Origin of the sequence: Massilia sp. IC2-476 (assembly GCF_020707295.1) — a bacterium.
GTDB lineage: Bacteria > Pseudomonadota > Gammaproteobacteria > Burkholderiales > Burkholderiaceae_D > Telluria.
The window spans coordinates 993,935-1,007,396 of record NZ_JAJFER010000001.1; the positions used below are offsets into that span (position 1 = coordinate 993,935).

At 55.3% G+C, this 13,462-nt stretch carries 9 protein-coding genes and 1 tRNA gene; 6 read left to right on the top strand and 4 right to left on the bottom strand.

Annotated features, from left to right (window positions below; all coding sequences use genetic code 11):
- The first annotated feature begins 428 nt into the window (after nucleotides 1-428).
- A complete protein-coding gene (locus LK539_RS04445; protein WP_227799691.1) occupies nucleotides 429-1,775 on the top strand; it encodes a phospholipase D family protein in 1,347 nt (448 codons plus the stop codon).
- Nucleotides 1,776-1,998: 223 nt separating this feature from the next.
- Here the strand turns inward: LK539_RS04445 and LK539_RS24530 are convergent, their stop codons facing one another.
- Together LK539_RS24530 and LK539_RS04455 are read right to left on the bottom strand one after the other, a co-directional pair.
- Nucleotides 1,999-2,448, bottom strand: coding sequence for a DUF2326 domain-containing protein (locus LK539_RS24530; RefSeq protein WP_227799692.1), 450 nt, complete (start codon nucleotides 2,446-2,448; stop codon nucleotides 1,999-2,001).
- Between the two features lie 12 nt (nucleotides 2,449-2,460).
- Nucleotides 2,461-3,000: a hypothetical protein gene (locus LK539_RS04455; protein WP_227799693.1), complete on the bottom strand. Its 540-nt coding sequence runs from the start codon at nucleotides 2,998-3,000 to the stop codon at nucleotides 2,461-2,463.
- 500 nt (nucleotides 3,001-3,500) lie between these two features.
- Between LK539_RS04455 and LK539_RS04460 the strand changes: the two genes are divergently transcribed.
- The 5 genes from LK539_RS04460 (at nucleotide 3,501) to LK539_RS04480 (ending at nucleotide 10,983) form a co-directional block, all read left to right on the top strand.
- Complete coding sequence (locus LK539_RS04460) at nucleotides 3,501-3,707, top strand: hypothetical protein (protein ID WP_227799694.1); 207 nt, start codon at nucleotides 3,501-3,503, stop codon at nucleotides 3,705-3,707.
- Nucleotides 3,708-3,801: 94 nt separating this feature from the next.
- A complete protein-coding gene (locus tag LK539_RS04465) occupies nucleotides 3,802-5,358 on the top strand; it encodes a class I SAM-dependent DNA methyltransferase (RefSeq protein ID WP_227799695.1) in 1,557 nt (518 codons plus the stop codon).
- Nucleotides 5,348-6,688: a restriction endonuclease subunit S gene (locus LK539_RS04470; RefSeq protein WP_227799696.1), complete on the top strand. Its 1,341-nt coding sequence runs from the start codon at nucleotides 5,348-5,350 to the stop codon at nucleotides 6,686-6,688. The genes LK539_RS04465 and LK539_RS04470 overlap by 11 nt, the downstream gene beginning before the upstream one ends.
- Before the next feature lie 4 nt (nucleotides 6,689-6,692).
- Nucleotides 6,693-7,739, top strand: coding sequence for a hypothetical protein (locus LK539_RS04475; RefSeq protein ID WP_227799697.1), 1,047 nt, complete (start codon nucleotides 6,693-6,695; stop codon nucleotides 7,737-7,739).
- A gap of 34 nt (nucleotides 7,740-7,773) precedes the next feature.
- A complete protein-coding gene (locus tag LK539_RS04480) occupies nucleotides 7,774-10,983 on the top strand; it encodes a type I restriction endonuclease subunit R (RefSeq protein WP_227799698.1) in 3,210 nt (1,069 codons plus the stop codon).
- A 69-nt stretch (nucleotides 10,984-11,052) separates the two neighbouring features.
- Here LK539_RS04480 and LK539_RS04485 read toward each other — a convergent pair.
- Nucleotides 11,053-11,131: transfer RNA gene (locus tag LK539_RS04485), tRNA-Ile, on the bottom strand.
- Nucleotides 11,132-11,253: 122 nt separating this feature from the next.
- A complete protein-coding gene (rpoD, locus tag LK539_RS04490; protein WP_373889512.1) occupies nucleotides 11,254-13,446 on the bottom strand; it encodes an RNA polymerase sigma factor RpoD in 2,193 nt (730 codons plus the stop codon).
- Between the last annotated feature and the right edge of the window lie 16 nt (nucleotides 13,447-13,462).

Sequence of the window (13,462 nt, forward strand, 5' to 3'; positions counted from 1 at the left end):
GTGTTAGGACCTCGAACTCCGACATCAGTAGTTCACGATTAGCCGATTGATGAGGACCAGAACTGGACCAGACGAGCGCCGAAGACCGACGAAGACCATCCCAAACTAGTAGTCGGAAAAAGCTATCGCGCCGTAGATGTAACTTGCTCGTCGGGGAAGCATATACCGCAAAGTTACAGTGAACTCTACCTGGGTGACAGCAATCTGCCCCTACGCTGGACCTTTAAATCCTAATCAGCCATCTTCCCCTACTTGCGTAAGGCCAACAAAATTTATCATGGGGCTTGGCATAGCGATCTTCAGAACCGAGGCAATCATAACTGAGCTTATGCAAGAATTGAGCGGTAGTCTTATACCTTAGACCAATCAGTACTTTTCCTCACGGAAGATTGGGGGATAATCCCGATATCGGTATCAAAGGGAAGCATATGAAATTCGTCGCAAACGTTCTCAACGGCTGTCACCTTGGCGACGTCCTTCCAGGTCCAGAAGACGATGTTGACGGAGTGCTCGCTGCCATTGCCTATGGGTCTAACTCCACGAACGAAAAGGATGACTTCATTGGCAATTGCATTAAGCACCGACTACGTCTCGATCTGTGGATGCGTTACGACCACACTGTACCGGTCGCGGTCCCCCTGCTAGAACGCTTGCTGCGGCATGAACGCGATAACATCTTCTGTAAGTTCATCCCAGACCGCTTACATAGCAAAGTAATTTGGTGGAAGGGATACGGCGCTTACATAGGCTCTGCAAATCTTACAAGCAGCGCTTGGTTTACCAATATTGAAGCTGGCATCTTTTTTAGCGAAGATGATTTGCAATCGAATGGGATGGATGTCGAACTTGACGGATTTTTCGACGAACTCCGAAATTTGAACGTGGCCATTCCGCTAAGTCCTGCTCTGATTACGGAAATGAAAGCAATCGAGGCAAAGCGTGGAAAAACCTGGGACTTAGGAAAAGACATGAGAAAGACTCCAGTATGGGAAGGTCCCGTTTTCTTCGAAAAACGCAAGGCATTTGACAAACGGCGTGAAGAGTTTAAGAGAGAATGGCACGCGACACTAACGCATCTCGCACAAATCGGTGAGAGACTTGCACAACATCGCCCCAACTGGATCACAGAAGATGTTCCGTTAGGATGGCAGATCGACCAGTTTCTGCATGCGTATTACTACAATCATGTCGGTGAACGCAATGAGAAGCCGTACGAAGACTTCTTTCGTCGAAACTACCGAAATCCAAGGGCGGCTGTCGATGCTGCATTAAAGTGGTGGAAAAACACGCCCTCAGCACCGTCAAAAGAAGATGAAATGCTGTACGTTAATGCCCCCTTCATTAAGCGCCATCTTTCCCGAGAAAATCTTCAGAGAATAAATGAAGATGAGTTGGCAGGCGTTTGCATTCGAACTCATGCTACACGGGATCACGTCATCAAGATGAGTCTTGCGACGTTAGGCAAACCGGGAATCAAAACAATGACCCGCGACGAGCGGGTCCCACTCTACGCCAGTTGGTTGCTTCAACAAAGGAACGAAAAAGGATGGGGCGTTTTGGAACTGCTCGATTTCGTCTTGTACGGAGGGAAAGATGCCGACACTTGGGAACGCCTTTACATCGCTGCGCGAGACAAACAATTCCAATTGCCACACTACGGGCTGAATACTATGGCCGAGTTGGTAGGCTGGGTTCGTCCAGATGTTGCTCCACCACGTAACGGCCGAACAAGTAAGGCCTTACGTGCGCTCGGATATGACGTCAGAGTATATTAGAAAAAGATCGACGTTTATCTCTATCCTTTATCGCATATTCCTCAACTGTGGACTTACAGAGACGTATTCCGTTTAGCTAGTCCACCTATTTCTTATCACGCCAATCTTTGGTATAGAGCAGATCATTGTGGCCCAGCTTTAAACTTTAAATTGCTTTAGCATCTGCTCGGTTTTCGATCCAAATTTCTTTGCTTCGTCAAATAACAAAAATATTTGCTTCGATTTAACTGCGACAGATGCGAAGGATCCTTTTAGTAGCTGGGACTTCAATATTTTTATATATGACTAAGTCATGAATGACGAAAGGCAATCTAGTCAAAGACAACATAGCCAAATCAAATCCAATCAACCCGGCATATGACTTTCCAATGCCGGTATCCTGAGGCGACGTGAAGCTGTAAGAGTTAGCTGTTTTGAGCCGTAGTTCTGAGCTATTTCTGGATGGGCCGTACACCACTTTATTAAACTTTCTCAACTTAGAGTTGATCTTGCTTTTCCAGCATGACGCGATGAAGGCCGACACCTGTTGGGGGGACTGCGCTTGGTAAGGCAGCCCGCCCCACCCTCGCCAGTTGCAATAGTCGCAGGCTTTAGGGCAGCCAAAGCCACGCGGGTTTTGCTTTCCGAGGCCCCAGTTGACAAGAATGGTGTAGTTCGGATTTTGATCATACATATGAGCTCGAAATTATTTAGTAGGGTTGACAGGCTTCTGCGGCTTAGCCGCTACCGCCTTGTTATCCGCTGGACTGCCTGGTGCATCGGCTGACTGCGCAGACGGCGCATCCGTTTCGTCCTGAGTTGCCTCCAAACCCAGCACGGAGGCTTTCCATTTTGTCCAGGCCCCTGTGCACACGTGTTTGGTTTCGCTGTTGGCGGCGCGCGCGAGCAATCCTTCCGCAAGAAGAATGGCGGCTCGAAAGCCGGCGTTGTTGCTGCTCCTGCCAGTGAAGACGGGCTTGAGCGCCTTCGACGGGAAGTCCGATCGGTCGAGGTTGGCGAGTAGCTTCTCTATGCGAGCGACAGGGACGTATTCCCGGCTGAAGTAGCTGCCGCTTGAGTTGTTTGTGATTGCTAGGAACAGTGTTGTTCGCTCAAAGTCGCAAGCCACCTTGTAGCTGATCGTGCCGTCAGCGTGCTTCCCGAGCTTCGAGGCGGTCGCATTTTTCTGCGTGATGTACTGTGGTCCGGATGCTGACGCTTCATTGGTTGCAGTCTCGCTTTTCATTGGTAATTCAAGAATTGTTAAGCCCGCCGAAACGAGCGCAAATACGAAAAAGCCTATGACATCGGAATGTCATGGGCTCTGCTAGGACGCGGCATTAACTACCGCGAAGGGATGCGATTCCAGTTAGCGACGATATTTAAATTCGATAGACACATCGAGGTTGCGCGGGAGAAGCGTTTGCCAGATCGTCATCGGACCGGCGTTGACCGTAATCGGTATGCTGCTCTTCGAACTCAGCGGGTTACGCGAGCTCGTCAGTTGTTATTTAGGTACTGCTGTAATTTTCATCATGATGCGGCGATTCCTTCGCTTGAGTGTTCAGATATTGTTAATCAATTTGCATGGTAGGCGGTACCAGCAAATTCATAATGTGCCTGAAATTTCATCAATTCGGCCTTCTGGTGTCTCGATTCCGGTTAGTACCCCGGCGTTACATCGAAATACTGGTAGGAAAGCAAAAAACGCAGTACATTCGCAGCACATCAGTATCAGGATCAACTATGAAGCGCCCAAAAGACGAAACTCTGTCGATTAGAACGTCGTCGGAGGTGAAACAGCTGCTGCGTATGGCGGCCGAGAAGGAGCGCCGCTCCATTGCATCAATGGTGGAGGTGCTGATCCTAAAGTATGCGCAGGAGCAAGGTTGGGAATTCGATAAGGATGCTCTTGGGAATCAAGCAATGGAGTCAGCAGCGATCATTAGTTGATTACATCATAGAACTTAAGCAAGATCTGAAGTGATGCACCCCAGTCGGGTACGATATCCGGCGCTAAACGTATTACAAGCGAGTTAAGAACACGATGGCACAGAACGACACGACAAAGAACAACAATGGAGGCAACCTCGGTTTCGAGGCAGAGCTCTTCCGAACAGCCGACAAACTGCGCGGTAATATGGAACCCTCCGACTACAAGCACGTCGCACTCGGACTCATCTTCCTGAAGTACATCTCCGACGCCTTCGAGGCAAAGCATAAGGCGCTCTTAGCCGAAGACATCCAGGCTGCCGAGGACAAAGACGAGTACCTTGCCGACAACGTGTTTTGGGTGCCGAAAGAGGCACGCTGGTCACACCTACAGGCCAACGCAAAGCTGCCCACCATTGGCACCTTGATCGATGACGCGATGCGCGCCATTGAGAAGGACAACGAGTCGCTCAAGGGCGTACTACCCAAGGACTATGCCCGGCCCGCGCTAAATAAGGTGATGCTGGGCGAGCTGATCGACCTGATTTCCGGTATCGCACTCAACGAAGAAGGCGACCGATCTAAAGACATCCTCGGGCGTGTGTACGAATATTTCCTAGGCCAGTTCGCCGGAGCTGAAGGCAAGCGTGGCGGCGAGTTCTACACGCCGCGCTCCGTAGTGCGCGTGCTGGTTGAAATGTTGGAACCGTACTCGGGCCGCGTGTACGACCCGTGTTGCGGCTCGGGTGGAATGTTTGTGCAGTCGGAAAAGTTTGTTCAGGAGCACGGCGGCCGCATTGGTGACATCGCAATCTACGGACAGGAATCGAACTACACCACGTGGCGGCTGGCCAAGATGAACTTGGCCGTGCGCGGCATTGACTCTGATATTCGCTGGAACAACGAGGGCAGCTTTCATAAGGACGAACTGCGCGACCTCAAGGCCGACTATATCCTCGCCAATCCCCCATTCAATATCTCTGACTGGGGCGGCGACCGCCTGCGTGAAGACGTACGCTGGAAGTTCGGCGCGCCACCCGTGGGCAACGCCAACTACGCATGGCTCCAGCACATCTACCACCATCTTGCACCCAACGGCACGGCGGGCGTGGTACTGGCCAACGGCTCGATGAGTTCCAACCAGTCCGGCGAGGGCGATATCCGTAAAGCGATGATCGAGGCCGACGCGGTAGATTGCATGGTGGCGCTGCCTGGGCAGCTTTTTTACTCCACGCAGATTCCCGCGTGCCTGTGGTTCCTGGCCCGCAACAAGAATCCTGGCAAGGGACTGCGCGACCGACGCGGACAAGTATTGTTCATCGACGCCCGCAAGCTCGGCATGCTAGTGGATCGCACCCGGCGCGAACTAACCAACGAGGACGTCCAGAAGATTGCCGACACCTACCACGCTTGGCGAGGTGAAGAAGGCGCGGGCGAGTACGCCGACGTGGCGGGCTTCTGCAAATTGGCATCGATGGACGATATCCGTAAGCACGGGCATGTGCTGACACCCGGGCGCTATGTAGGCGCGGCCGAGCAAGAAGACGATGGCGAGCCCTTCGAGGAGAAGATGCTGCAATTATCTGCGCAGTGGCGTGAGCAGCGGGCAACTGCCGCCAAACTCGATGTCGTGATTGAGGCCAACCTGAAGGAGCTTGGGTATGGCGAATGAATGGCTGACAGTTCGCGTTGAAGACATCGCAGAAAAGATTGCAATGGGGCCGTTCGGCTCAAACATCAAAGTTGAAACGTTTGTAGAGAAAGGTGTTCCCGTTATCAGCGGCGCACACCTGCGCGGCGTTCGATTGGAAGATGGCGATTTCAACTTCGTCACCGGCGAACATGCCGAAAAAATGAAGAATTCGAACGTGTTCCGTGGTGATGTGATCTTCACGCACGCAGGCAATATCGGTCAGGTCGCCTACATTCCGTCCAACTCTCAATACGAGCGATATGTGATTTCGCAACGCCAGTTTTACCTGCGCTGCGACTTGGCTAAGGCTGACCCAGCTTTTGTTTCCTACTTCTTCCATAGTGCCGAAGGGCAGCACAAACTACTCGCCAATGCGTCACAAACCGGCGTTCCATCAATCGCACGGCCATCTTCCTATCTGAAGACGATTGAGTTATCACTCCCCCGACTTACAGAACAGCGCGCTATCGCTCATATCCTCGGCACGTTGGACGACAAAATCGAACTCAACCGGAAGCAGAACGAAACGCTGGAGGCGATCGCCCGTGCCTTGTTCAAGGCGTGGTTTGTAGATTTCGAGCCAGTGCGCGCCAAGCTGGAAGGCCGCTGGCAGCACGGTCAATCCCCGCCCGGTCTACCTGCACAAATCTACGACATCTTTCCCAACCGGCTCGTTAAGTCTGAGTTGGGGGAGATTCCGGAGGGCTGGGAAGGCGTATCGGCGAGCCGACTCATCGAGTTCAATCCGTCCGAGCCATTGCGGAAAGAGACGGAAGCTCCGTATCTCGAAATGGCCGCATTGCCAACGTCTGGAAGCTGGCCTGAGCCGCCGATATTGCGGCCGTTCGGTAGTGGCATGCGTTTTCGCAACGGCGACACCCTGTTAGCCCGGATTACACCTTGCCTGGAGAATGGCAAGACGGCTTTCGTCCAGTGCTTGCCGGATAATACAGTAGGCTGGGGTTCCACTGAGTACATCGTGATGCGCCCTAAGCCGCCAGTGCCACCGGAATTCGGATACTTGTTGGCACGCGATGCGACCTTTCGAGAGCAGGCCATCCGGAGCATGACTGGCACTTCCGGTCGACAGCGTGTTCAGGCGGACTCAGTGGCTACGTTTAAGCTCGCGGCCCCTAGGCACGAGGCGGTATGGGATGCTTTCTCACGTGTTGTCGGGCCTATATTTATAAGCATTAAAGACAACGCGGAGACAATTGCAACGCTCGCCAAACTCCGCGACACCCTGCTGCCCAAGCTAATCTCAGGCGAGCTGCGCGTACTGGACGCCGAACGCATCCTCGGGGCTTGACCAGATGAAGCTTCAGCTTGATCCCAACAATTATGAGGCTTGTCCGTCATACAACGAATGGTTGGATGAGCAGTATTCAGAACAGTCGGGCGGATCACTCGACATTCTTGGTTATCAGCCAAGACCAAGTTTTGTTCTTTTCACCATGAGTCCAGACACTTATGAAGCTGCTTTTTCAGACTTCACACAACAGCGCGAAGAAGCAATAAAGGAATCCGTATGTAATCAATTTCCATCGCCAATTGCCTATTATTTCTACCGATTCGAGAACGGATACGAGAGCGACCTGCAACGCTTACACCTTCTTCGAGATACCTGGGAGTCGGTCATCGATATTCTTCATGCGCTAGCCGTGGCGGAATGTCGCCATCGAAATATTGCAGTCGTAGATCCACTGAAATTTAAGGACTTGTTCACTGATAGCGCCGCAAAGAGGCTCGAGAACATTGAAGGGATCACTAGCCAGTTGAGTGCTGCAGGAATTTTTCCCACCGTTGGGAAAATCTCACCGGCGGCGACACTTGCTGCAATCAAGGAGCTCAACCAGTCCCGAAATGCCTTCTCTCATAGCGCAGCGCAATCTGAGGCGCAGGCTCGAAGTTGGATTAGCGAATGCTATGTGGATGTGGTGGAAGTTCTTGCAGATCTTGACGGCCTAGAAGACGTCCAGATTGTTCGATATTTAAGCCAGGTTGATGGAACAACTCTGCGATGTGAAATATTCAGGGGACATAGCTCCACCAGAACAATCCAGAACATCAAAATTAGCCATCAGCAAATGATGGACTCAGCGAAGTATTTTCAGCAAGGACAGATGCTTGTGATTGCTGACGGACTTATTTTTGGTCTTCGCCCGATGATTTACTTTCGCGAGGACGGCGTCGGCCATACGACTCGTCTTTGTATTTTTAGGAAGACGAGGGGTGAAGCCCCAGATCGGCGGCTTGAGTACGAAATTATTGGCGAAGCCGCTCGTCATGAAGAAAATCGGAAAAACTTCGCAACAGAAATAAACGAGCTGCGGGGGCTGTTTGGATTAGAGGTGGAATAGAAATGCACGAATCGACAAATGGCAGGAGACAATAATGGCGTTTCTATCTGAGGCCGCAGTGGAGCAAGCCTTGCTGGATCAGCTGCGCGCTCTCGAGTACACCATCGAACGCGAGGAGGACATTGGCCCCGATGGACATCGACCGGAGCGCGAAAGTCACGATGAAGTCGTGCTCAAGAAGCGGTTAGAGGACGCCGTTGCGCGCTTGAACCCTGGCCTCCCATTGGAGGCACGTCAGGATGCAATTCGGAAGGTGACGCAGTCCGAACTGCCATCGCTGTTAGAAGAGAATCGTCGTCTTCACAAGCTGATGACAGAAGGTGTAGATGTCGAGTATTACGCGGACGACGGCACGCTGACCGCTGGCAAGGTCGCGCTCATCGGCTTCGAACATCCGGAACTGAACGACTGGTTGGCGGTAAGCCAGTTCGTGGTAATCAACGGCCAGAAAAACCGACGGCCCGATGTGGTGGTGTTCGTGAACGGCTTACCGCTGGGGGTGATCGAGCTGAAAGCACCGGGCAGCGCCGGGGCACATCTGCTGGGCGCATTCAACCAACTGCAGACCTACAAGAAACAGATTCCGGCGCTGTTCAACACCAATGCTTTGCTGGTCACGTCGGACGGCATTGCGGCTCGGGTGGGATCACTATCGGCAGACCTTGAGCGCTTCATGCCGTGGCGCACCACGGACGGGACGGACGTTTCCCCGAAAGGTGCGCCAGAACTCTCGACACTGATCGAAGGCGTTTTCGAGCGCCGCCGTCTGCTCGATCTGCTATGTAACTTCACGGTCTTCGGCGAAACCGGTTCCGGGCTGGCCAAGATCATTGCAGGTTACCATCAGTTCCATGCGGTGGCCAAGGCAGTGGAATCTACCGTGCGTGCCGCAGCGCAATGGCAAGGCGCGCAGGAAGACCCGGCGGACTACGGTCTGTCGAGCGTGAGAACACAGGGTAAGGGTGATAAACGCGCAGGGGTGATCTGGCACACGCAAGGCTCTGGCAAGAGCCTGCTGATGGCGTTCTACGCCGGGCAGCTGGTCAAACATCCGGCGATGGCCAACCCGACATTGGTGGTGCTGACCGACCGGAACGATCTTGACGACCAGCTTTTCTCCACGTTCTCGATGTGCCGCGACCTGATCCGGCAGACGCCGGTTCAGGCCGAGAGCCGCGAAGATTTGCAGAAGATCTTGAGCCGGGCTTCAGGTGGCGTAATTTTCACGACTTTACAAAAGTTCGGCGAGATCGCGGAGCCGCTCACCACGCGCCACAACGTGGTCGTCATCGCGGACGAAGCGCACCGTAGTCAATACGGTTTTAAGGCCAAAGTGGATGCGAAGACCGGCGAAATCTCCTATGGTTTCGCCAAGTACATGCGCGATGCCCTGCCAAACGCATCATTCATTGGCTTTACCGGTACGCCCATCGAAGCAGACGACGTCAACACTCCAGCAGTGTTCGGCAACTACATCGACGTTTACGACATCAGCCGTGCAGTCGAGGATGGCGCGACCGTACCGATCTACTACGAGTCGCGGTTGGCGCGTATCGAACTCAACGAGGAAGAAAAGCCGAAGATCGACGCCGAGGTCAACGAATTGACAGAGGAGGACTCAGAGGCCGAACAGGAACGCTTCAAGAAGAAGTGGTCAACGGTCGAAGCCTTGGTTGGCAGCGACAAGCGCCTAGCTCTAGTGGCCAAGGACATGGTCGTCCACGTCGAGGATCGCGTGGCAGCCCTCGACGGCAAGGCGATGGTAGTGTGTATGAGTCGACGAATCTGCGTAAAGCTTTATGACGAAATCGTCAAGCTGCGTCCGGATTGGCACAGTGCGGATGACAACGCGGGCGCGGTCAAGATTGTGATGACGGGAGCTGCTAGTGACTCCCAGGAATGGCAGCAGCACATCGGCAACAAGGCCCGCCGAGATTTGCTCGCCAAACGCGCCCGCGATCCCAAAGACCCGCTTAAGCTGGTAATCGTTCGGGATATGTGGCTAACCGGTTTTGACGCGCCGTGCATGCACACAATGTATGTGGACAAGCCGATGCAGGGTCACGGGTTGATGCAGGCGATTGCGCGAGTGAACCGTGTGTTCCGGGATAAGCCGGCCGGGTTAATCGTGGACTACATCGGCATTGCGCAAAGCCTCAAGTCGGCGCTGCAGCAGTACTCCAAGAACGACCAAGAGAACACTGGCGTCGACGAAGCACAGGCCATCGCGGTGATGATCGAGAAGTACGAGGTCGTGCGGGACATGTACCACGGCTACGACTACGGCTCAGCACTGAGCGGCGCGCCACAAGAGCGCCTGGCAATGATGGCGGGAGCCGTCGAGTGGATCCTCGACCTGCAACAGCAGTTGGCTGCGAAAGAGAAATCCAAGGAAGGCAAGAAAAACGCCCACCGTCGATACCACGATGCCGTGCTGGCGCTAACCAAGGCGTTCGCCCTGGCGTCTGCTTCCGACGAGGCCCACAAAATCCGAGAGGAAGTCGGATTCTTCCAGGCCATCCGCGCTGTACTGGCCAAGAACAGCACGGGCTCCGGCGTGATTCAGCAAGAGCGTGAGTTGGCGATCCAGCAAATCGTCAGCCGTGCGGTGGTCTCAACGGAGATCGTGGACATCCTGGCCGCTGCGGGTATCAAGAGCCCGGATATTTCCATCCTCTCCGACGAGTTCCTTGCCGAAGTTCAGCAGATGGAGAGGAAGAACCTTGCGTTAGAAGCCTTGCGCAAGCTGATCAACGATGGCATTCGCTCGCGCAGCAAGGCCAACGTGGTGCAGACCAAGGAGTTCTCGGAACGATTGGAGGACGCGGTAGCGCGCTACCACGCCAACGCCATCACCACCGCCGAGGTACTGCAGGAGTTGATCCAACTGGCCAAGGACATCCGTGCAGCGCGTCAGCGTGGCGAAGAGTCCGGCCTGTCGGACGAAGAGATCGCCTTCTACGACGCCCTGGCCGAGAACGAAAGCGCCGTACAGATGATGGGGGACGACAAGCTCAAGCTGATCGCGCATGAGCTGCTGATGAGTCTGCGCGAGAACGTTTCGGTCGATTGGGCCCACCGGGACTCTTCCCGTGCCCGGATGCGGGTGCTAGTAAAGCGCATTCTGCGGAAGTACGGTTACCCGCCTGACCTCCAGGAAACGGCCGTTCAAACGGTGCTGCAACAGGCTGAGGCGTTGTCCTCAACTTGGTCAGGGTTGCGTGGGAAGTCTGCCTACGCTTGAATCTGGACCAGAAATGGACCAGAAACAAAAATGGCTTACGCGGAAAATTCGCGTAAGTCATTGTTTTATTGGTAGGCCTCCCCGGAGTCGAACCGGGCACCAACGGATTATGAGTCCGCTGCTCTAACCAGGCATGAGCTAGAGGCCCAGAAATCGGGACAGTGGCTAGAAAGAGTTCTCGCCACCCGCTTCAGCGGCGCGGTATCGTGAAGCAGAGTGGCGAGAGGATATTGCTTTTAGTGCAGGTCCGTCAAGGCTCGATTACAACAATCAGCTGCTGCCCTCGAGGAAGCTCTTCAGCTTGTCCGAACGCGACGGGTGGCGCAGCTTGCGCAGGGCCTTCGCTTCGATCTGGCGGATGCGCTCGCGGGTGACGTCGAACTGTTTACCCACCTCTTCCAGCGTGTGGTCGGTCGACATCTCGATGCCGAAGCGCATGCGCAGCACCTTGGCTTCGCGCGGGGTCAGCGAGTCGAGCACGTCCTTCACCACGCCGCGCATCGAGGCGTGCAGGGCCGCATCCGACGGCGCCAGCGTGTTGTTGTCCTCGATGAAGTCGCCCAGGTGCGAATCGTCGTCGTCGCCGATCGGCGTCTCCATTGAAATCGGTTCCTTCGCGATCTTCATGATCTTGCGAATCTTATCTTCCGGCATCTCCATCTTGATGGCGAGGGTGGCCGGATCCGGTTCGGCCCCGGTCTCCTGCAGGATCTGGCGCGAGATCCGGTTCATCTTGTTGATCGTTTCGATCATGTGCACCGGAATACGGATCGTACGTGCCTGGTCCGCGATCGAACGGGTGATGGCCTGGCGGATCCACCACGTCGCATACGTCGAGAACTTATAGCCGCGACGGTATTCGAACTTGTCCACCGCCTTCATCAGGCCGATATTCCCCTCCTGGATCAGGTCGAGGAATTGCAGGCCGCGGTTGGTGTACTTCTTGGCGATCGAGATCACCAGGCGCAGGTTGGCCTCGGTCATCTCGCGCTTGGCCTTGCGCGCCTTCATTTCGCCGGCCGCCATCTGGCGGTTGATGTTGCGCAGGTCCGGCAGCGGCAGCACGACACGGGCTTGCAGGTCGATCAGGCGCTGCTGCAGTTCCTTGATGGTCGGGATGTTACGGCCCAGGATGGCGCTATAGGCGTGGCCGGCGTTGACTTCGCCGTCGACCCATTCCAGGTTCGTCTCGTTGCCCGGGAAGACCTTGATGAAGTGGGCGCGCGGCATGCCGCAGCGGTTCACGGCCACGTCGAGAATCTGCTTCTCGATATGGCGCACTTCGTCCACCTGGCCGCGCAGGGTGTCGCACAGCTTCTCGACGACCTTGGCCGTGAAGCGGATGCCCAGCAGTTCGTCGGAGATGGCATCCTGGGCCTTGACGTAAGCCTTGGAGTTGTAGCCGTCCTTTTCGAAGGCCTTGCGCATCTTGTCGAACTGGTCGGCGATGTTGTTGAACTTCGTGAGGGCAGCCTGCTTCAGCGCCTCCAGCTGTTCGACCGAGTAGCCGGCCGCGCCCGATGCAGCGCCGCCTTCTTCTTCCTCTTCCTCGGCTTCTTCCGCTTCGTCCTCGTCCTCGTCTTCGTCGTCGGTCGTGGTCGGGGCGACCGCCGTCGGCGAGGTGTTTTCGTCCTCGTCCGGGTCGACCATGCCGTCGACGATCTCGTCGATCTTGATCTCGTCCTTCTCGATGCGCGACGCGGTGTCGATGATCTCGGCGATCGTCACCGGGCAGGCGGAGATGGCCTGGATCATGTCCTTCAGGCCGTCTTCGATGCGCTTGGCGATCTCGATCTCGCCCTCGCGGGTGAGCAGCTCCACCGAGCCCATTTCGCGCATGTACATGCGGACCGGGTCGGTGGTGCGGCCGAAGTCGGAGTCGACGGTCGAGAGCGCCGCTTCGGCGGCCGCTTCGGCTTCGTCGTCGCTCGTGACGGTGGCGACATTGTCGGACAGCAGCAGCGTTTCCGCGTCAGGGGCATGCTCGTAAACGGCGATGCCCATGTCGTTGAAGGTGCCGATGATGCCTTCGATCGCTTCCGGATCGACGATGTTGTCCGGCAGGTGGTCGTTGATCTCGGAGTACGTGAGGAAGCCGCGCTCCTTGCCCGACTTGATCAGGGCCTTGAGCTTGTTGCGGCGGATCTCGAGCTCTTCTTCGCTCGCTTCGGTATCCGACGAGAACGCGTCTTTCAGCAGCGCTTTTTCCTTGGCCTTGCGGTCCTTGGCCTTGGCCTTGTCCGCGGCCTTCAGTTCGGCGCGCTCGACCGCGTTCAGCGCGGCGATCTCATCGTTCTCGGGCGTGAATTCCTTGGGCTTGCGGCCACGGCGTCCGGGGACCTTGACGGATGGCAGGACGTAACCGGACGTATCGATGGCGGCCAGTGCGGCCGCATCGGTCGTCGCGTTAACCGGTGCCGGGCTCGCCGTACGAACCTCGGCCTGGTCTTGGCCTTTGTCCACCTTGGCGGACGCTCGC